Annotated in this window: 14 protein-coding genes and 1 tRNA gene; 7 read left to right on the plus strand and 8 right to left on the minus strand. The window is 64.0% G+C overall.

Translation table 11 applies throughout. From position 1 onward, the window contains the following. Window positions 1-54: 54 nt before the first annotated feature. Window positions 55-705 carry a response regulator gene (locus tag VGN72_08615; GenBank protein ID HEV7299410.1) on the minus strand — a complete coding sequence of 217 codons (651 nt, stop codon included), beginning with the start codon at window positions 703-705 and terminating at the stop codon, window positions 55-57. 275 nt (window positions 706-980) lie between these two features. Here VGN72_08615 and VGN72_08620 point away from each other — a divergent pair, with 275 nt between their 5' ends. The 6 genes from VGN72_08620 (at window position 981) to VGN72_08645 (ending at window position 11,920) form a co-directional block, all read left to right on the plus strand. Then, window positions 981-1,541 (plus strand): 3-isopropylmalate dehydratase, encoded by a 561-nt coding sequence (locus VGN72_08620; GenBank protein HEV7299411.1) that lies wholly within the window; start codon window positions 981-983, stop codon window positions 1,539-1,541. A gap of 103 nt (window positions 1,542-1,644) precedes the next feature. After that, the gene (gene upp, locus VGN72_08625) at window positions 1,645-2,271 is read left to right on the plus strand and encodes a uracil phosphoribosyltransferase (protein HEV7299412.1); all 627 of its coding nucleotides are present in this window, start codon (window positions 1,645-1,647) and stop codon (window positions 2,269-2,271) included. Between the two features lie 105 nt (window positions 2,272-2,376). After that, window positions 2,377-4,239, plus strand: a complete 1,863-nt coding sequence (locus VGN72_08630) for a heparinase II/III family protein (GenBank protein HEV7299413.1) — start codon at window positions 2,377-2,379, stop codon at window positions 4,237-4,239. Between the two features lie 404 nt (window positions 4,240-4,643). Then, window positions 4,644-8,204 carry a transglutaminase family protein gene (locus VGN72_08635; GenBank protein ID HEV7299414.1) on the plus strand — a complete coding sequence of 1,187 codons (3,561 nt, stop codon included), beginning with the start codon at window positions 4,644-4,646 and terminating at the stop codon, window positions 8,202-8,204. A gap of 231 nt (window positions 8,205-8,435) precedes the next feature. Further along, window positions 8,436-10,979 carry a circularly permuted type 2 ATP-grasp protein gene (locus tag VGN72_08640; GenBank protein HEV7299415.1) on the plus strand — a complete coding sequence of 848 codons (2,544 nt, stop codon included), beginning with the start codon at window positions 8,436-8,438 and terminating at the stop codon, window positions 10,977-10,979. Beyond that, window positions 10,976-11,920 (plus strand): transglutaminase family protein, encoded by a 945-nt coding sequence (locus tag VGN72_08645; GenBank protein HEV7299416.1) that lies wholly within the window; start codon window positions 10,976-10,978, stop codon window positions 11,918-11,920. Before VGN72_08640 ends, VGN72_08645 begins: the two co-directional genes overlap by 4 nt. 120 nt (window positions 11,921-12,040) lie before the next feature. Here the strand turns inward: VGN72_08645 and VGN72_08650 are convergent, their stop codons facing one another. Both VGN72_08650 and VGN72_08655 read right to left on the minus strand, forming a co-directional pair. Further along, window positions 12,041-12,445, minus strand: a complete 405-nt coding sequence (locus VGN72_08650; protein ID HEV7299417.1) for a hypothetical protein — start codon at window positions 12,443-12,445, stop codon at window positions 12,041-12,043. 334 nt (window positions 12,446-12,779) lie between these two features. Continuing rightward, window positions 12,780-13,184, minus strand: a complete 405-nt coding sequence (locus VGN72_08655; protein ID HEV7299418.1) for a hypothetical protein — start codon at window positions 13,182-13,184, stop codon at window positions 12,780-12,782. 86 nt (window positions 13,185-13,270) lie between these two features. Here VGN72_08655 and VGN72_08660 point away from each other — a divergent pair, with 86 nt between their 5' ends. Continuing rightward, window positions 13,271-13,927 (plus strand): UbiX family flavin prenyltransferase, encoded by a 657-nt coding sequence (locus VGN72_08660; GenBank protein HEV7299419.1) that lies wholly within the window; start codon window positions 13,271-13,273, stop codon window positions 13,925-13,927. 33 nt (window positions 13,928-13,960) lie between these two features. Here the strand turns inward: VGN72_08660 and VGN72_08665 are convergent, their stop codons facing one another. The 5 genes from VGN72_08665 to rho all read right to left on the minus strand — a co-directional run bounded on the left by VGN72_08665 (window position 13,961) and on the right by rho (window position 20,281). Beyond that, window positions 13,961-15,199 carry a polysaccharide pyruvyl transferase family protein gene (locus VGN72_08665; GenBank protein HEV7299420.1) on the minus strand — a complete coding sequence of 413 codons (1,239 nt, stop codon included), beginning with the start codon at window positions 15,197-15,199 and terminating at the stop codon, window positions 13,961-13,963. A 51-nt stretch (window positions 15,200-15,250) separates the two neighbouring features. Further along, complete coding sequence (locus tag VGN72_08670; GenBank protein HEV7299421.1) at window positions 15,251-16,825, minus strand: UbiD family decarboxylase; 1,575 nt, start codon at window positions 16,823-16,825, stop codon at window positions 15,251-15,253. Between the two features lie 102 nt (window positions 16,826-16,927). Continuing rightward, on the minus strand, window positions 16,928-18,937 hold the full coding sequence (locus VGN72_08675) for a sulfatase-like hydrolase/transferase (GenBank protein HEV7299422.1): 2,010 nt from the start codon (window positions 18,935-18,937) through the stop codon (window positions 16,928-16,930). Between the two features lie 67 nt (window positions 18,938-19,004). Then, window positions 19,005-19,088: transfer RNA gene (locus tag VGN72_08680), tRNA-Leu, on the minus strand. 68 nt (window positions 19,089-19,156) lie between these two features. After that, window positions 19,157-20,281, minus strand: coding sequence for a transcription termination factor Rho (gene rho, locus VGN72_08685; GenBank protein ID HEV7299423.1), 1,125 nt, complete (start codon window positions 20,279-20,281; stop codon window positions 19,157-19,159). Window positions 20,282-20,343 lie beyond the last annotated feature (62 nt).

Raw genomic sequence — 20,343 nt, forward strand, 5'->3', positions numbered from 1 at the left:
CCTGACAATGGGGGAATCTTCTCGACTCGCCTGATTTGAAAGCACCGGAGGCGCTCAGACCGGCGCTTGATGGTGGTTGGGGCGATTTGTATCGTCCAACGTGTGCGGCGCAACGACCATGCGCACCAGTTCCGCGAGGCTGTCGGCCTGCATCTTCTGCATTACGTGCCCGCGGTGCGTTTCGACGGTCTTCTCACTCAATCCAAGCCGGGCCGCGACCTGCTTGTTGGCCAGGCCGGCGACGACCAACTCCATCACTTGGCGCTCGCGCGGTGTCAGCAGTGGCAGGCGCTTTCGCACGACGGCCTGACGCGCCTCGGCCTCGCGCTGCTCAGCGTCGATCGCGACCGCTTTCTGCATTGCGGCGGCCAACGCGGCGGCGTCGAAGGGCTTTTCGATGAAGTCGATCGCCTTCAGCTTCATCGCCGTCACCGCCTCGGGCACCTTCGCGAATGCGGTGATCACGATGGTCGGCAGGTTCACGCCCCGCTCGACCAGTTTCTGCAGCAGTTCGATGCCGGTCATGCCGGTCATCTGCACGTCGACCACCAGGCAGCCCGGCCAATCGTTCCCATAGCTGGCCAGGAACGCCTCGGCCGACTCGAACGATTCGGTGGCCAGCCCCACTGACGCCGCCACGTGCGCGATCATGCTGCGCGAGATCGCGTCGTCGTCGACCACGAATACCGTTGATGCTCTTTCCATGCTCTAGTCCACCCGTGCCACGCGGCCCCGATCGCCGCCCCGCGATCGTGAGGTCACCGCTCGCCCGCTACTTCTCCCCAATGCCCGTCACGACAACGACCAAGCTTCGCAGTATAGTACGAAAACGAACAGTCAACGGATAATAAAACCGGTTAACCCGCGGACAGTATACACCACAAACGACCGTAAAGCGGACCGCCTCATATTTAATCGGCTGTACAGGCTTTTGGTTTGACCGTATTTTCTGCCCGACCACGAAAAAGGAAGACTTCCCCATGCAGACCGTCCTGACCGGCAAGGCCTACGTCCTCGGCGACAACATCGACACCGACCAGATCATCCCCGCACAGTACCTGTCGTTTAACCCGTCCCTCCCGGAAGAGCGCAAGTTCTTCGGCATGTACGCGATGAGCAGCGTCCCCGCTGGCCAAATGGGCCTGCCGCAGGGTGACGTGCGCTTCGTGCGCGATAACGAGTTCAGGAGCGACTTCTCGATCGTCATCGGTGGCAAGAACTTCGGTTGCGGCAGCTCACGCGAACACGCCCCCCTGGCGCTGGCCGAGGCGGGCGTCACCTGCGTGATCGCCGAGTTCTACGCACGCATCTTCTTCCGCAACAGCATCAACGGTGGCTACCTCGTCCCCATCGAGTCCGTCGAACCGCTGGCCGACAAGATCCGCACCGGTGACGAACTCGAGGTCCACCTGATCGACGGCTACGTCCTCAATAAGACCCAGGGCACCCGCCACGCGCTGAACCCGCTGGGCGACGTCCTCCCGATCATCGAGGCCGGTGGCGTCTTCAACTACGCCAAGGAAGCGGGAATGCTCAAGTAGCAGTTGGTGATTGATGAGTGGTGATCGATCAGGCGATGGCAACTCCGCGTGCTGCGTCAGGCACCACACACCAATCATCACGATCTCCTGCAACACGCACCACATGACCAACAACGTCTTTCAAATTAATCACCCGGTCATTCAGACGAAGCTGACCGAGCTGCGCGACTTCACGACCGATCATCGGGAGTTCCGCGCGCTGTTGAACGAGATTGCATCGTTGATGGTGTATGAGGTGACGCGCGACTGGCCGACGAAGGCTCGGCTCGTGCGCACGCCGATGGAGCAGTTCACCGGCGTGGAACTGGCCCGGCCGGTGACGCTGGTGCCGATCTTGCGTGCGGGCCTTGGGATGACGGACGGCGTGCTGGCGATGTTGCCGGATGCGCGCATGGGGCACTTGGGCGTGTATCGCAACGAGAGCACGCTGGAACCGGTGTCGTACTACTCGAAGTTTCCGCCGGACATTGCCGACACGGAAGTGCTGCTGATCGACCCGATGCTGGCGACCGGTGGCAGTGGGTCGGCGGCGGTGTCGTTCCTGAAGAAGGCGGGCGTCACCAGCATGAAGTTCGTCTGCCTGGTGGCCGCCCCCGAGGGCATCGCCGGGCTGCACGGCCAACACCCTGAGGTTCCGATCTACTGCGCGGCCGTTGATCGCGAGCTGAACGAGAAGGGCTACATCATGCCCGGCCTCGGCGACGCGGGTGACCGCATCTTCGGCACGTGAGCACGCCGCAAGTTCATCCCACGCGACGACGCAGTGGCAACCTTCGGATGACGCGAAGCGGCCCCACCGCTCTCGTTTCCCACGCAAGCGAGTAAACTGTTGCGTATGCAGAACATCATCCGTCAGCCGATGTCCATCGATGAACTGGCAAAAGTGTTTGCCCGGTCACCACGGTTCCCGCTCGTGCCGCCGATGGAGGACGCCGTCTGGCAGCGGGTGGCGGCCAACCCGAACCTGGCGAAGTGGGCGACGGCGCTGCGTGACGTCGCGATGACCGAAATCGACCAACCGCTGCCACCGCTAAGCGACGAGTTGTACGCCCAGTTCTACAAGACCGGCATCCGGCTGCCGTTCGAGCGCATCTACTTCTCAAGGCGGCGCAACCTGGCCCGCGCGGTCATCTCCACCTTGATCGAGCCCGCCGGTGAAACCAAGCAGCGGCTGCTCGGTTCGGCGCTGTCGAAGATGCGGGAAGTCTTCAACGAAGAATCGTGGGCGCTGATCGCGCACACCGGTCACTCCCCCACCGGCAAAGACCCGCTCACGCTCGACCTGTTCTCCTCGGAGACGGCCAACCAGATGGGCGAGCTGCTGAGCCTCCTCGGCGACCACGTGCCGGCCGATCTGCAGCAGGCGATCCATCGACGGCTGCAAGTTGAGATCTTCGACAATTACCTGAACCGCCCGCACTACTGGATCGCCACGGCCTACAACTGGAATGCCGTCTGCCATCAAGGCGTGCTGGGCGCGGCGATGGGCCTGATCGACGATCCGGAGTTGCTCGCGCGGTTGTTTCACAAGGCCGCACCGAATCTCGCGATTTTCCTCACCGGCTTTACGCCCGATGGTGGCTGCTCGGAAGGCCCCGGTTACTGGGGTTACGGGTTCGGGTGGTTCATGGAACTGAACCGTCAACTCGAGCTGCGCACGCGTGGCCGGCTGTCGCTCGTGGAGGGGGACGATCACGTGCGCGCCATCAGCCTGTTCGGGCCTCGCGTGACGCTGAGCAACGGGCACGCGGTCAACTTCTCCGACAACGGCGCGCGCAGCATCCCGCGCGGCGTGCTGTTGCAGTATCTGGCCGACCGATTCAACGACGACTTCATCCGCGTCAGCGCCCAATCCTCGTGGCGGCGCGAGGCTAACAGCCCACCAGACATGACGGCCGAGCGGCTCGACCTGTTCTACCTGTTGCGGCATTTCCTGCGCTGCCCCGATGGCCCGCTGGACGCGCAACCGGTGCTGCCCGAGGGCGACATCGGCTTCCCCGACCTCGGCGTTCACCTGCTGCGCTTCCGCGACGCCGCCGGGCACCTTTGGGAACTGGCGGCCAAGGCGGGACACAACGCGGAGTTTCACAATCACAACGACGTCGGTTCGTACCTGTTGAACATCGACGGCCGTCGTGTGCTGACGGAGATCGGCGCGCCTGAGTACGTGCGCGAGTTCTTCAAGGAGGAAACGCGGTACACCTTCCTGGCCGCCCGGTCACTGGGCCACCCACTGCCGCTTATCAACGGCCAGGAACAAGCCGCCGGCAAATCCTTCGCCGGCACCATTGCGGTGACTGGCAGCGGCGATCGTAGCACGATCGACATCGGCATCACCCGCGCGTACCCCGCCGAGGCCAGTTGCGAGCGGTGCCTGCGCCAAATCGCGATTGATAAGCGCTCGGGACGCATCGACATCACCGATCAACTCACCCTCGCCCCCACCGCGACGACCGCTGAGTCGGCGGTGGTGACGGAGATGCCGGTGACGCTGATCGACGGTCACGCGTTTGTCACCAGCGGCAAGAACACGCTGCGCGTCTCCCCGCTACCAGCGACGATTATCCGCGAGATCCAACGGCTGCCGTTCAACCACCACAACGGCTCGCCGGGCGAACTGTTCCGAATCGTGCTGGAGCCGAAGGCGTTCGATCACGAACTGACGATCGGTTGCTGGGTTGAACTGGCAGCGCCTTAGTGGATCGCCTGCACCGTGGCATGGGCGTCTCGCCCATGCATGAGGATTGGAACGGAAAGCATTATTAACTGGTTGCTGCGCCGGCCATGCGGCGGCCACAAATTCGATCTTATAACCTCATCACATGCATGGGCGAGACGCCCATGCCACGGTCAGGCCACGCCAATTTTCACACTCTCACATCGACAAAACGAGATGCGACTCGCGGTAAATCCGGCCGCCGAGATATCCCGCGCTCCGCTCACCGTTGATCCCGCTATCCTGCTGATGCGATCCGCATAGAAACTGCACCGAACTCGTGTATAGGCAGCGGATCGGTATAATCCCGCGGACCAACCCATCGCCTTAACCGGCGACATGCAGATGTCCGCAGCGCTCAGCAGCCACGATATCGGATCCACGCCATGGCCATTCGCGTTGCACTGAACCACAAGACACGCTACCGGTACAAGAACAACGTCTGGCTGTCACCGCACGTCGTACGGCTGCACCCGGCGCCGCACACGCGCACGCCGATCGTCAGCTATTCGCTGAAAGTGACGCCCGGCGACCACTTCCTGAACTGGCTGCAGGACCCCTACAGCAACCGGCTGGCGCGACTGGTCTTCCCAAAGCAGACGCGCGAGTTCGCGATCGAGGTCGACCTGGTCGCCGAGTTGACGGTCATCAACCCGTTCGACTTCTTTCTCGAGCCGTACGCGGAGACGTTTCCCTTCACGTACGACGCGATGCTGCAGAAGGAGCTGGCGTCCTATCTACATGTCGACCCCGTGTCGCCAAAGCTCGCGTGCCTGCTCAAGCAGGCACGCCAGGCTGAGATGCGCACCGTCGACTACCTCGTCAGCCTGAACGCGTTGGTTCAGCAGACCGTGAAGTACACGATTCGGCTTGAGCCGGGCATTCAGACGCCAGAGGAAACGCTGGCGCTGGGCACCGGTTCGTGCCGCGATAGCGCGTGGCTGCTGGTGCAGTTGCTGCGCAACCTTGGTTTGGCGGCCCGCTTCGTATCGGGCTACCTGATCCAGCTGGCGCCGGACGTGAAATCACTGGACGGCCCGAGTGGCACGGAAGTCGACTTCACCGATCTGCACGCCTGGACTGAAGTCTACCTGCCGGGCGCCGGCTGGGTCGGCCTGGACGCGACGAGCGGATTAATGACCGGCGAAGGCCACATCCCGCTCGCCTGCAGCGCCGACCCGCTCTCGGCCGCGGCCATCACAGGTTTTATTACGGTCGATAAGGACACGACGATCGCCGAGCTTGAGCAGTTGCCCGATGCCACCTACGGCAAGTTGGAGGACGACGCGGGCGATACGTTTGAGTTCGCGATGACCGTCACGCGCATCCACGAAGACCCGCGCGTTACCAAGCCCTACACCGACGAGCAGTGGGCCGAGATCGAATCGCTCGGCCATCAGGTGGACGCCGACCTGAAGCGCAACGACGTACGGCTGACCATGGGTGGTGAGCCGACGTTCGTGTCCATCGACGACATGGACGGCCCCGAGTGGAACAGTGACGCCCTTGGCCCCATGAAGTACAAGCGCGGCGATGAGCTCGTCCGGCGCTTGCGCGACCGCTTCGCGCCGGGTGGCTTCCTGCATCACGGGCAGGGCAAGTGGTATCCGGGTGAATCGCTGCCGAGATGGGCGTTCGGGTTGTACTGGCGCAAGGACGGCCAACCCATTTGGACCGATACGTCGCTGGTGGCGGACGAAACGAAGGACAACCGGTTGACGGAGAACGACGCCCGCGCGTTCATCATCGCGCTGGCCGAGCGGTTAAACGTCGACCCGCGGTTTGCGCTGCCGGGGTACGAGGACGTCTGGTACTACCTGTGGAAGGAACGCCGGCTGCCGGTGAACGTCGACCCGTTCAACAGCAAGCTGGAGAACAAGCAAGACCGCGAGCGTCTGGCGAAGGTATTCGAGCAGGGGCTGGATAAGGTGATCGGCTACACCCTGCCGTTGCGACGCGACCGCTATACCGACGGCACCGGCGTCTGGACGAGCGGCGCGTGGTTCTTTCGGCCGGAGCGCATGTACCTTATTCCCGGCGACTCACCGATGGGATACCGGCTGCCGCTCGATTCGATCCCGTGGGTGTCGAAGACCGACTACCCGTACGTGCACGAGATGGACCCATGGGCCGACCGCGCCCCGTTGCCCAGTCGCGAGGCCTTTGAAAAGCAGCAGTACCTCGTGGGCTCGCCTGAGCCGCGCCATCCGAGCGGCTACTTGGAGCAGACGCTCGAACCGGAATATACGATCGGCGACCGCGACGAGATGAACGCGGTGGACGCGTTCGGCTACAACGCCGGTGCCGACACACGTGGTCGCAGCACGGGGCCCGGCCGAGGTCCGACGGCAACGCCACCGTTGCCGCCGTTGGACCCGTCGTTCCGCTCGCGCACCGACGAGCCGAGCCAGCGGCCAGCGCCGGGCCAGTCGGCGCCGTGGATCGTCCGCACCGCGCTCTGCACGCAGGTGCGCAACGGTGTGCTGCGCGTCTTCATGCCGCCGGTGCGACATCTTGAAGATTACCTCGAGTTGGTGACCGCGCTCGAAGACACCGCCCGCGAGTTGAAGTTGCCGATTCTGGTCGAAGGCTATACGCCGCCGTACGACCCGCGCGTGAACGTGATCAAGGTGACGCCCGACCCGGGCGTCATCGAGGTGAACACGCATCCCGTGGAATCGTGGGACGACCTCGTGCGCAACACGACGGCGTTGTACGAGGAGGCTCGCCTGACGCGCCTTGGCACGGAAAAGTTCATGCTGGATGGCCGCCATACCGGCACGGGGGGTGGCAATCACATCGTGGTGGGCGCATCGCGGCCGTCCGACTCCCCTTTCCTGCGCCGGCCGGACTTGCTGAAGAGCCTCGTAGGTTATTGGCACAACCACCCGTCGCTGTCGTACCTGTTCAGCGGCACGTTCGTCGGGCCGACCAGCCAGGCGCCGCGTGTCGACGAGGCGCGCAACGATCAGGTGTACGAGTTGGAGATCGCGTTCAAGGAAACCCGCCGCCGCGATGGTGACATTCCACCGTGGCTGGTCGATCGCCTCTTCCGCCACCTGTTGATCGACGCCACCGGCAACGCGCACCGGGCGGAGTTCTGCATCGATAAGCTCTACACCCCCGAAGGTGGCGCCGGCCGGCTTGGGTTGCTGGAGATGCGGGCTTTCGAGATGCCGCCGCACGCACGCATGAGCCTCACGCAGCACCTGCTGCTGCGAGCGCTCATCGCTCGCGTCTGGGCCCAGCCGTACGAGGCGCCGTTGGTGCGCTGGCGCACGGAGATCCACGACCGCTTCCTGCTGCCACATTTCGTCCGTCAGGATCTGGAAGACGTGATCGCCGACACGAACGCGTTCGGCTACGGCCTGAAGCCCGAGTGGTTCAACGCCCACTTCGAGTTCCGCTTCCCGCACTACGGCAACATCCAGAAGCGCGGTGTCGACGTTGAACTGCGCCAGGCGATCGAACCGTGGAACGTGCTCGGCGAAGAACCGGGCGGTGGTGGCACGGTGCGCTTCGTCGATTCGTCGCTGGAGCGTCTGCAGGTCTTCGTGAAGGGCATGACCGACCCGCGGCACGCGGTTACCGTCAATGGCGTGCGCGTCCCGCTGCACCCGACGGGCGTGAACGGGCAGTTCGTGGCCGGCGTGCGCTACCGCGCGTGGCGGCCACCGGAATGCCTGCACCCGACGATCGGCGTCCACTCGCCGCTCGTGTTTGACCTGGTGGACACCTGGGCGGGCCGGTCGATTGGTGGCGGCACGTACCACGTCTCGCATCCCGGCGGGCGCAGCTACGACACGTTCCCAGTGAACGCCTACGAGGCCGAGAGCCGCCGGATCGCGCGGTTCTTCAACTTCGGCCACACGCCGGGGCCCATGACGGTCGGTGAGCCGCGCGTCAGCAAGGAGTTCCCGTTCACGCTGGATCTGCGGACCGTTTGATCGGCCTAAGAGATTGCACCGGTCGCTGGGTATACTTGGCACGGCGTCCGCATTACCGTGGCATGGGCGTCTCGCCCATGCGTCGGCCCGGAGCGGTTGACACGATTTGCGACGGAAGTTGAATCGACGGCGCCAGCAGAAAATCTTGCTTCGAGTCCTGCTGAAGTGCATGGGCGAGCCGCCCATGCCACGGTAAGAGCAGTCGCGACCACAACGAACGAGGTTGTTTTATTGACGTTGTCCGAACAAGCCACCCTCGCCAAGCCCGCACCCGAGGTCGCCCACAGCTTTACCGAGGCCTACGCCGCCATCGCGGATGTGCCCGACGAGATGATGGAGCGCGACGGTTCGCTGCGCGCCCACTGGTGGCCGTTGGTCAACGGGTTGAACGATTTGGGCCCCGACGAACTCCCCCGCCGATGGGAACAGGCCCGGCGGTTGATTCGCGACAACGGTGTCACGCATAACGTCTACGGTGACCCCGACGGCATGGAACGGCCGTGGAGCCTCGACTTCGTCCCGCTCGTCGTGTCAGCGGCCGAGTGGCAGAGCGTCGGCAAGGCGCTCGACCAACGTGCCCGCCTGCTGGACATGCTGTTGGCCGACCTGTACGGCCGCGCGCGTGTCGTCACCGAAGGCCTGCTGCCAGCCGAAGTGGTCTACGCCAACCGATCGTTCCTGCGCCCCTGCCATGGCCTCGACCTGCCGCACAGCCGCCGGCTGCACCTGTACGGGGCCGACCTCGCCCGCGGGGCCGATGGACGGTTTCAAGTGCTAAGCGATCGCACGCAGGCGCCGTCCGGCGCGGGCTATGCGTTGGAAAGCCGCATCGTGCTGTCGCGCGTGCTGCCGACCGTCTTCCGTCAATGCAACGTGCAACGGCTGGCGCCGTTCTTCGTGGCCCTGCGTCAGACGCTCGCCTCGCTGGCGCCGGCCAACCGCGAGAACCCGCGCGTGGTCGTGCTGACGCCCGGGCCGTACAACGAGACGTACTTCGAGCATGCCTACCTGGCCCGTTACCTCGGTTACACGCTCGTGCAGGGCAACGATCTGACCGTGCGCGACGCGAAGGTCTTCCTCAAAACGCTCGGCGGCCTGCAGCGCATCGACGTGATCCTTCGCCGGGTTGACGACGATTACTGCGACCCACTCGAACTGTTCGCCCGCAGCTACCTCGGCGTACCCGGCCTGCTGGAAGCCGTGCGCGAGGGCACCGTGGCGATCGCAAACGCGCTGGGCAGTGGCATCCTGCAGGGCCCGGCGTTCCTGCCGTTCCTGCCGGCCCTTTCGCGGCGGTTGCTGGGTGAAGACCTGGCGATGCCGTCGGTGCAAACCTGGTGGTGCGGTGACGCGGCGTCGCGGTCGCACGTGCTGGCCAACTTGAACCGCCTGGTCATCAAGAACGCCTTCCCCGTGCGCGGCAACGACCCCCTATTCGGCCAATCGCTGACGCAGGCGGAACTGGAACAACTGGCGACGCGCATCAACGCACGGCCGACCGACTTCGTCGCACAGGAACAGGTGACCGGTGGCACGGCGCCGGCGCTGTCGCGCGGCAAGGTCGAACCCCGCCGGTTCGTCCTTCGCGCGTTCCTCGCTGCCACGGGTGACAACTACACGATCATGCATGGCGGGCTGACGCGCATCACTGAGTCGCCCGATTCCGTCGTTGTATCCCTTCAGAAAGGAGGCGGCAGCAAGGACACGTGGGTGCTGGCCGACGGCCCGGTCAGCGAGGTGACGCTGCTGCCGTCGACGTCGGCGCCGATCGAGCTCAGCCGCGGTGGCAGCGCGCTGCCGAGCCGCGTCGCCGACGACCTGTTCTGGCTCGGCCGATACATGCAGCGGGCGGAATCGACCGTGCGCATCGCCCGCTGCGCGTTCAACCGCTTCGCCGACCAGAGCGGCGCCGAGAGCGCCCGCACCGCCGCCGTGCTGGCCCGCGAGGTGCTCGGCCGCGCGCCCGACCGCCACGAGACCGGCGACCGCGACCTGCTCATCGGCGTCTTCGGGCGCAACCAGCGCTACAGCCTGCGATCGACCGTCGAAGGGGTGGACGGCCTGGCCCGCGTGCTGCGCGATCGCATCTCGATCGACGCGTGGCGCATCCTGCAGGACATCGAGCACGACGTCGAATCGTTCGATCCCGACCTCGATGCGCCCTACGCCAGCGTGCTGGAAATGCTCAACAAGCTCGTGGTGAACATCGCTGCCTTCGGCGGGCTGGCGATGGACTCGATGACGCGCGGGCAGGCGTGGCGCTTCCTGGACCTCGGCCATCGCATCGAGCGCGCGACGCTCGTCACGCGGCTGCTGCACACGACGATGACCGACGCGCACGCCGGCAGCGCCTCGCTGCTGGACGCTGTTTTGGAAATCACCGACAGCACGCTCACCTACCGCCGGCGATACCTGACGCAGTTGGAAGTGGCGCCGGTGGTCGACCTGCTGCTGGCCGACGCCGATAACCCCCGGGCCGTGGCGTTCCAGGTGGTGGCCATCCAGGATCACCTGAGCCACCTGCCGCGCGAGTCGACGCATCCGAACCGCGAGCCCGACCGCCAGGCGGCGGTTAAACTGCGCACGACGCTTCAGCTGGCCGACGTGCAGCAGATCTGCCAGCCCGTCGACGGCAACCGGCCGGCGCTGGCCACGCTGCTGAATGAGACGACCGACGCGCTGGCCACCATCTCGCAGCGCGTCGGGCAGATCTACTTCAGTCATGCGCAAGTGCCGCGACACCTCATGGCGCCGGCGCAGAAGGAGGGGCCGTGAAGTACCGCGTCTCCCACGTCACCGAATATGGCTACGGCGAGGTCGTGCCGCTCAGCCACAACGTGCTTCACCTGAAGCCGCGCGACACGTGGCTGCAATCGACCCTGTCGAACACAATCGAGGTCGAGCCCGAACCGGCGGTGCTGCGGGAACGGCAGGACTTCTTCGGCAACCACGTGACGTGGCTGGCGATCCAGGAACCGCACAGCCGCCTGCGCGTCGCCAGCATTAGCGAGGTGGACGTGGTGAAGTTCGGCCTGCCTGCCGGCTACGACGGTGGCGGTCCATGGGATGCCGTGCCTGCGGCGCTAACGGACGGTCGCCGCGATGCCTACGCGCTGGACGCCGTGCAGTACACCTACGACTCGCCTTACATTCCGCGCAGCGCGGAACTGGCCGATTACGCCAAGGCCAGCTTCCTGAACGGCCGGCCGTTGTTGGAGTGCGTTACGGAGCTGACGAATCGGATCTACAAGGAGTTCACGTTCGACTCGAGCGCGACGTGCATCGGCACGCCGGTCGTCGACGTGCTGCGGCACCGCCATGGCGTGTGCCAGGACTTCGCGCACCTTCAGATCGGCATGCTGCGATCGCTGGGCTTGGCGGCCCGGTACGTCAGCGGCTACATCGTGACGAACCCCTCGCCCGGGCGCGAACGAATGGTGGGATCGGACGCGTCGCACGCATGGCTGAGCGTTTTCTTCCCGCGCTTCGGCTGGATCGACTTCGACCCCACCAACGGCTGCCTGCCCAGCGACGAGCACGTCACCGTCGCCTGGGCGCGCGACTACGACGACCTGAGCCCCGTCAAAGGCGTCATCATCGGCGGCCAGCGCCACTCGTTACGTGTGGGGGTGGATGTGATCCCGATCGTCGAGCCGACGCCGGCGACCCACGCAGACGCCGCGGCCACCACCGATGCCGTGGCGCGGGGAGCGTGAGCCACTACAGCGTATCACCTTCAATCGTAGCGACGTTGAGCCGCGGGCTTGCCCGCGATGGATTGCTTCCGAAACAATCGCGCGCAAGCCCGCGGCTAAACGTGCTACGCTGGGTCTCGCTTACGCGTAATGCGCAGACTGGAAGGGGCTGCTGATCAACTGCGTGCAATTGATCTTCACAGCGCCCTCGCTGGTGGTGCACATGCCTTGGCCGATGATCTGGTTGCGGCGCTTGGCGCTGACGATCTCGAAATCGTTCCCGAGGAACGCGCGCCAGTCCGTCTTGCCCTCGTAGGTCGTCGACCCGTTGGCACCGGCCATCAGGCGGGCGATCTCGGGTTTCTCCAGCGTGCTCTGGGGATCAAAATCGAAGACGTAGTGCCATTCCCCCTCGTGCTTCACGACCTGGGCGTTCCACAGCACGAGGTACTTCCCGCCGCTCACCCGCAGATTATTGGCCCCAGCGGATCGCATGACACTCCACGGCTTCAACGGCGTGGCCGACTTCTTGTAAACGTGTACCATGCCCGAAACATACGACGCGTTTTTCGCTCCGGGAGCGCAGAAACCGCCCACCTGGCCTAAGAAATTTCGAATTTGATTCAAGTTGTAAGGATTGTTCGGCCGAGGCGGTTGGGTGCGGTTGGGAGGACGCCCGGCAAATTGCGGAGTTCGCTACCGGTGTCTGCAATGTAGGTCCAACCGTGGCATGGGCGCCTCGCCCATGAGTGTGATGTGGCCGGAAGAGCTTCTTGTGACCAGTTGCGCAGTCGAAGTGGATAGTCACGAAAACGAGCTTCACGTCTGATTGACCGCCCTAGGCAAGGCGTCCATGCCACGGCGAGACCGGCCGGACGTTCTACTGCTGGCGAAGGGGGAACTGGCTGGAACCCACGCGCAGAGTGGTAATGACCACCTTGTCGCCCGCCTCGTTGCCGGCGCTCTTCAGAATTTCCTGTCGGCGGCTGTTGTCGATGATCGTCCAGTCGCTGCCGAGCCACTTGCGCCAGTCGGCGCCGTCGGGGTAGCGCGTGGCGGTGGTCGCCGAGCCGGTGAAGATCTGGGCCAGTTCAGTGATCTCCAGCGAGTCGCGGTTGTCGAACTCGAACACGTAGTGCCACTGGTCATCCTTGCGGACGACGTCGGCGTTCCAGAGGACGAGGTAGCGTTGCTTCACGTCCGGCGCGATGTTGTTGCGCCCGCCGTGACGCATGACGTCCCAGGGATGCATCGGGGAATCCGAACGCTTGTAGACGTACAGCATAGTTTCAATGTACCACGAAAGTTGACCCGAAGTCGCCCGGGATTGGTCGCTTGTAACAGGATCGGCATTCCGAGCGTTCAAAACGCATGAAATTCACCGGCCTCAACGATGGCGTCGCCTACAATGCCGACATGGACATCGTAACCGGCATTACCGGCGCCAGCGGCGCGCTCTACGCCCAGCGATTCATTCAAGGCTTGGTGGCGGCGGGTGTCAACGTGCACCTGGTCGTTTCCCCCTACGGCCGGCGGTTGCTGCACGATGAAATGGGCATGGAGACGCTCGACCTGACCGAGCTGGCCGGAACGCCGAACCACGCGATCACGCTCTACAACTACAACGACGTGGGCGCCAAGCTCGCCAGTGGCAGCTTTCTGCACGATGGGATGGTAATCGTGCCCGCCAGCAGCAACACGCTTGCCGAGGTCGCGCACGGCCTGGGCGACAACCTGATCAGCCGCGCCGCCGCCGTCACCTTGAAGGAACGCCGCAAGCTGGTGATCGCGCACCGCGAGATGCCGCTGTCACCGATCGACATCAACAATTACAAGACGCTGAGCGACGCCGGCGCCATCGTCTGCCCCGCCAACCCCGGGTTCTATCTCAACCCCACGACGGTCGGCGAGGTGGTCGATTTCGTCGCCGGCAAGCTGCTGGATCTGATTGGCGTCAAGCACGCGTTCGACACGCGCTGGGACCCGAAGAACATGCGCCCGCCGGTAAAGCGTGGCGAAGTCGTGTGATCGCCTGGTTGCCTTGCCCGGCAAGCCACGACATCACCGCTTCGTCATCGCCAGCGTCGTGCGGATTTCCCGTACCATCTCGGCTTCGCGCGCATTCACGAACGCCATCGCGCGGGCGACCTTGGCGCGGGACAGTTGGGGGTCGTCGTCGATGCGGCGCAGCGCATCCACCATTCGGCTGGCGGGCTCGGCGTCGATGTCGATCAGCCACTCGGGCAGGCCGATGTCGCGAAACATCCACGCCTTCAGGCCGTGCCGACGGCTAAACGTGTGAAGGATCGGCGTTCCCGCGGCCAGCGCGATGATGCACGAGTGCGGCTCGGCCGACACCACGCAGGCGGCCCGCGCGTAGACCGATGCCGCTTCCTCCACGGTCCAGAACGTGTCGCGGTGCACGACCTGCGCCTGCACGTCGGCCGGCAACCGGTCGAGCAACAGGCGCTTGGCGGCGCTGATCTCCTTATCCACCTCCGGCGCCAGCAGCACCTTGCCCCGCCCGTCGCGCACCCAAGCCTCGATGATCGTGCGCAGCTGCGCCGCCCAATGCTCGTCCTGCTCCACGTGCGCCGCCGTCGGCACGCCGGGGTTCAGTGGGTCGCCGTTCCCTGACTTCCCGAGCTTGGGCGTGTTCGTGCGGATGGTGACGGTGATGAACCGGCCCGTTTCGAGACCGTGATGCGCCAGAAATGCGCCGGCGGTGGCTTCGTCGCGCACGTCGATGCCGAAGCAACCGTCGGGGCCGAACTCAAGCGCGCCCGGCTGCGCGCCGGCGCGGCGCAGGTAGGCAAGAGATTCGTTATCGCGACAGAAGATGAACCGGGCTTGCGACAGCAGCGCGATGCGTTCGGCCTCGTCGCCCGGCTGAAAGGCATCAAACGATTGTCCGAACAAGCCGAACGGCAAACCCCGGCCGACACAGGCGCGCAGCAGATCATCGGGACCTGGCCAGAAGCCGGTGAAGAGCATGCCGGAGTTCATCACGAACAGGTCGGCATCGTCGAAGGCCCGCTGTAGTTCGGGATCGGTGGCTCGGCCATTTGCATCCATGTCACCGCTGACGATCGGCACGTTCAGAAACCGCCGCTGCAGCATCGCCGTCACCGCAGGGCTGGTCACCGCGAGCCAAAGCGTGACGCGCGCCTCGGGCAGGTTTTCAGCGAGGTATCGCAACGTGCCGGGCGTATGGCCGACGTCGCCAATGTTGGAGGTCGCCCACCCGCTCCGCAGCAGGATCGAGTTTCGTGACGAAGCGGGATCGGCAGATGCGGCCATGAAATCGAGCCCCGGTTAAAGCGAGCATGTCACATTCGCGACGCCGGCCCGTTATACCCCGTATTCCCCCCACCGTCGCGACACCAGCGCTTTCGTCGTCGCGTCCATCCCCAGTTCCGCCGGCCACGGGCGCACCTTGCTGCCGTAGCCCTCGACCGGCAGTTTCACCGTCGCATCAAACCCGATCTTGCCGCCCACCCCCAGTTCGACGCTGGCGTGATCTAAAATGTCCACCGGTCCGCGTACGTTCTCAATATCTCGACTCGGGTCGACGTTGGCGAACAGGTGGAACAGCACGGCGTCCACATCGTGCACGTCCACATGTTCATCCACCACGATGATGAACTTCGTGAAGCTCATCTGCCCCGCGCCCCAGATCGCGTGCATCACCCGGCGGGCCTGGTACGGGTATTCCTTCTTAATCTTCACGAACACGCAGTTGTGAAACGTGCCCGCCATGGGCAGCGAGTAATCGATGATGTCCGGCACCAGCATCTTCAACAGCGGCAGGAAGACGCGCTCGGTCGCCTTGCCGAGGTAGTAGTCCTCCATCGGCGGCTTGCCGACGATGGTGGTCGGGTAGATCGGGTTCTTGCGCGTGGTGATTGCCGTGACGTGAAACGCCGGGTAGCGGTCGGCCAAACTGTAGAAACCGGTGTGGTCGCCGAACGGACCTTCGAGCAAAGTCTGGTGCGGGTCGACGTAGCCTTCGATCACGATCTCCGCGTTGGCCGGCACCTCGAGATCGATCGTCTTGCACTTCACCAGTTCGATGCCGCTGCCGTTCAGGAAGCCGGCGAAGAGCAGTTCAGACACGTTCGGGGGCAGTGGCGCCGTGGCGGCGTAGGGCAGGATGCTTTCGCCCCCGAGCACGATCGCAAGCGGCATCTTTTCGCCGCGTGCTTTCCAGGCGCGGAAGTGTTTGGCGCCGTCGTGGTGCATGTGCCAGTGCATGGCCGCCAGGCGCGGGCCGTGCATTTGAACGCGGTACATGCCGATGTTGCGGTGCGTGCTCTCCGGGTCGCGCGTGTAGATGCCCGCCAGCGTGATGTATCGCCCCGTGCCGGTCTGCGTCTTCACCGCCTCCGCCGCCGCTGCCGGGTCGAACACCTGCCCGCTGCGCAAGTCGCCATCCAATGGCCAGCACTGGATAATCGGCAACCGCGTGAGGTCCGCCCGCTCCCCTTCGTACACCACTTGCTGGCAAATCCCGCTCTTCACCGACTTCGGCGGAATGCTTGCCAGCTTTAAGAAGTCCAGCCCCTTCTTCATCTTCTCCATGAGCCCCGTCGGCACCTCGGGCTTAATCAGGTTCTGCACCCGATCCGCCAGCTCATCCAGCGAGTTCGTCCCCATCGCCCGGCAGACGCGCCAGTAGCTGCCGAACGTGTTGATGGCGACGGGGATGTCCGACCCCGCGACGTTCTCAAACAGCAGCGCCTTCCCACCCAGGCTGGCGGCGGCGCTCTTGTCCCGCTCGTTGTGCGGCTTGGCCGACGGCGACTTCCCGACACGATCGGTGACCTCGGCGATCTCCAGAATCGGGCTGACCTTCGTCTTCACCCGCGCCAGTTCGCCGTTGGATTCAAGGTCGGAGATGAAATCGGAGAAAGTTGCGCTCGGCATTGACCCAATCCTAGGCGCGGGCGGTGCGGCGAACAATGGATTCGGGCAGCTGGTAACAAGCGTCACCAGCCGTGCATTGGCAACGCCCCAGGTGGAGCGCTATCAGCCCCCGACCGGAAACCAGTCCTCGATGGCTGTCCGGAGCGCGTTACCCCATCGGTCGACGTGATCCGGCGACGGTGGCTCGTCGCCTGCCGGGTCCCCTGATCTGTCGATCATGCCCAGAAAAGCGACCGCCGGTCGTCGATCGTGGAAGCGCACCAAGATTCGCTCATCCCCCTCGATGAGCAACTGCGTGCTACGAGCGTCCAAGCTCGGGGGAAAGTACAGCAAGACGGATAACGGGAGCGGGTCGGTTGAGGCGAGGTTGCTACCGGTCGTGCCGGCTAACCGCTTGTGCCCATGGGTGATTAGATGAGTCACCGTCGGCGCGAGGTCCGCGTGCGTGGTTGGCGTGGTAATCCGTCGCGGCCCAAGGGTGCCACCAGTTAGGAAGCACGGTGTTGCACACTGCGCTTCCGAGGGCTTGCTCCCGTGAAACAGCGCGCCATCGTCCCAAAGGGATTCACCGTGATCACCCGTGACGATGACGATCGTCTTAGTCAGGTCGATCGAATCGATGAGGTCAGCAATCACGTCATCGATGAATGCCACCGCATTGAGGTACCGGTTGTTCAAGAGCTCTTGATGTTCGTCCCGCCGCAGTTTCAGCAACAGCGATTGACGGTCAGAAATCACCGGCCGGTGTCGCTCGTACGCGGGCGGGTACAGGTACGGGTAGTGAGTACTTGCAATGAAGAGGTTGACGAACTGCGGCGACGTGGCCGTCCAAAGTTGCTCACGCGTTGCAGCTGCAACATCGCGATCGAGTTGCGGCCATTCCAGATCTCCCAAGTGCCACTCCTTCTTGCCTACCTGCTCAACTCGATCGAACGTTAGCCCTACCTTGATGTACTCGTCCATCCGCGCGAACTTTTCGTGCCGCATGCCCGACCGATACGTTCGCTCGTAGCCCCACGTGCGCAAGGCATTCATCCACGGCGAGGGTGCCCCCGCATTCAACGTCGCGTCGAAGAACAGCGAAGCACGACCATAGAGAAGCGTGAACAGCCCCATGTGCGACAAGTTCGACCCGGCATAGTGACGGTCCAATCGCCAGCCACGATCGGCGATCGCCGACAGACGGGGCATGTGCTGGGGCGTCAGCATGTCGTGACGCCAGCTCTCTACCGTGATGAGAAGCACGTGGGGCGGCGCGACATCCCCGGGTAACGGGCCGACCGTTTCCAGAAGCGGAGGCACGCTCAGCATGGGGAACACGCGCTCCGCCTCTGCCTTTGTGGCGTTAGTGAATGCAAGGCCGAATGGACTGTACTGCATCCGTGATTGCGCGTGCTCCACGTAGACAGGAGCCAAGGAAGCCATCGCCTCATCGAAGTGGGCGGGCCGTACTGATGTCACGAAGGCGACTGCCAACCGAACCACGAATAATGCAGCCGCCAAAGTTATGATGGTGGTGACGAGTCCACGACGATAGGCCGGACGGGCGTATCGCGTGACCGCCCGCGTCATACCAAAACAGAGCAGCACTACCAAGATGGCCAAGGCGATAGCTTGGACCACCGCGATTGCGAGTTCTCGCAGCAGTTCCCGCGTGCCACCCGCCCATTCGCCGACGTCCGGCTGCGTGAGCAAGGTGGCATACGTCATCACGCTGCGGCCGGTCAGCGTTTTGATCCGCACATCGATCCCGAACCAAAGCAGGTAAAGCGACAATCCGGCCACTAGAAATGTCAAGGCAGTACGCCGCCGATGTAACCCGAATAATATGCCGCAGAGAATCATCAGCGGAACAAGACGCACGATCGCGTCGCAGGCGAGACTGGCGATCGCCAACAAGCTACCGCTCATCGATAAGTGGGGCAGTCTCAGGTTGTTGGCAACATGTTCGATGTGCCAGTGCGCGCCCACCGTCGCCACCAACAGCACTACCACAACAACTGCAACAATGTCATGTTTCGCTGCCCGGATAGCGGCGAGCAGCTTGTGGAACGCAAAATAAACTTGGCCCTTGGACAGAACAGGTATCCTATTCCGCAGATCGTCGGCCACAACGCGTACCCCAGTAAAGCAAAAGACCCCGAATCCCTCGACTAGTCGAGGTTCGGGGTCTTTCTTATGCGGCTGAGAGGAGTTGAACCTCCACTCGGTTACCCGAACTAGAACCTGAATCTAGCGCGTCTGCCAATTCCGCCACAGCCGCGGCAGTTGGAGGGACGAAGATAATCGATTCGTTAAAAGTGTCAAGGCGGCGGTAGGCAACGCCTGCGTCTACTTCGCCGGGGCCATCGTCTTGAACAGATCGGCGTTGCACTTGGTCTTCTGCAAAGCGTCGATCAGCGATTTCGTGGCCTGAGCGGGCGGCATGTTCATCAAATGCCGGCGGATCGTGCGGGTGGCGGCCAGGGTGCGCTCGTCGAGCAGCTTTTCCTCCTTGCGGGTGCCGCTGGAGGAGACGTCGATGGCGGGGAAGATCCGCTGGTCCGACAGCTTGCGGTCCAGCGTCAGTTCCATGTTGCCGGTGCCCTTGAACTCCTCGAAGATCACCTTGTCCATGGCGCTGCCGGTGTCGACAAGGCAGGTCGCGATGATCGTCAGGCTGCCGCCGTTCTCGATCTTGCGGGCGGCGCCGAAGAGCTTCTTGGGGATTTCCAAGGCGCGATTGTCGAGCCCGCCCGTCATGGTGCGACCGCCCTGCCGACCGCCGCTGTTGAACGCCCGGCCAAGGCGCGTCAGCGAATCCAGCAGCACGACGACGTCGTGGCCAAATTCCACCTGGCGCTTGCAGCGTTCGATGACCAGCTGGGCCAAGTCGAGGTGCTTCTCGATTGAATTGTCGTTGCTGGAAGCGTAGACGGTGCCCGGCACGTTGCGCTTCATGTCCGTCACCTCTTCCGGCCGTTCGTCGACCAGAAGCAGCATCAACTGCACGTTCGGGTAGTTGGCCGCGATGCCACGGGCGATGTTCTGCAGCAAAATCGTCTTGCCCGTGCGCGGCGGCGCGACGATCAGACCCCGCTGGCCGAAGCCGATAGGGGTCAGGATGTCGATTGCGCGCGTCGTCACCTCGTCGGCGGAGTGTTCGAGCTTCAGCTGGGGCTCGGGGTCGAGCGCGGTGGAATCGTAGATGCCGATCTTGTCGTGCCACTCGTCGACCGGGCGGTTCTCGATCGCTTCGATCTTGCTGAGCGCCCGCCCGCGCGGCGTGCCCTTCAGCAGCAGGCCCGGCTTCAGGCGTAAATCGCGAATCACGTTGCGCGGCACCACGTAGTTGCCCTTGGCGGGGCGCAATGGGAAGGCCGGGTCGCGAAGCTCGCCATCGCGGCGGTCGTCGACGACGGACAACAGGCCTTCCACGACGGATGACGAGACGGCGGACGGTTGAGTGGTCTGCATGAAGCGGTACTCTTGCGGAAACGGGAATCTGCGGCGCGTGGTGGCGACCCCCGATGAGGACG

This window comes from Tepidisphaeraceae bacterium (genome assembly GCA_035998445.1).
GTDB lineage: Bacteria > Planctomycetota > Phycisphaerae > Tepidisphaerales > Tepidisphaeraceae > DASYHQ01.

What these genes read in the sequence shown, in the direction of transcription:
- VGN72_08615 (HEV7299410.1), bottom strand. Translation starts at nt 705, where the DNA reads ATGGAAAGAGCATCAACGGTATTCGTGGTCGACGACGACGCGATCTCG.
- VGN72_08620 (HEV7299411.1), top strand. Translation starts at nt 981, where the DNA reads ATGCAGACCGTCCTGACCGGCAAGGCCTACGTCCTCGGCGACAACATC.
- upp (HEV7299412.1), top strand. Translation starts at nt 1,645, where the DNA reads ATGACCAACAACGTCTTTCAAATTAATCACCCGGTCATTCAGACGAAG.
- VGN72_08630 (HEV7299413.1), top strand. Translation starts at nt 2,377, where the DNA reads ATGCAGAACATCATCCGTCAGCCGATGTCCATCGATGAACTGGCAAAA.
- VGN72_08635 (HEV7299414.1), top strand. Translation starts at nt 4,644, where the DNA reads ATGGCCATTCGCGTTGCACTGAACCACAAGACACGCTACCGGTACAAG.
- VGN72_08650 (HEV7299417.1), bottom strand. Translation starts at nt 12,445, where the DNA reads ATGGTACACGTTTACAAGAAGTCGGCCACGCCGTTGAAGCCGTGGAGT.
- VGN72_08655 (HEV7299418.1), bottom strand. Translation starts at nt 13,184, where the DNA reads ATGCTGTACGTCTACAAGCGTTCGGATTCCCCGATGCATCCCTGGGAC.
- VGN72_08660 (HEV7299419.1), top strand. Translation starts at nt 13,271, where the DNA reads ATGAAATTCACCGGCCTCAACGATGGCGTCGCCTACAATGCCGACATG.
- VGN72_08665 (HEV7299420.1), bottom strand. Translation starts at nt 15,199, where the DNA reads ATGGCCGCATCTGCCGATCCCGCTTCGTCACGAAACTCGATCCTGCTG.
- VGN72_08670 (HEV7299421.1), bottom strand. Translation starts at nt 16,825, where the DNA reads ATGCCGAGCGCAACTTTCTCCGATTTCATCTCCGACCTTGAATCCAAC.
- rho (HEV7299423.1), bottom strand. Translation starts at nt 20,281, where the DNA reads ATGCAGACCACTCAACCGTCCGCCGTCTCGTCATCCGTCGTGGAAGGC.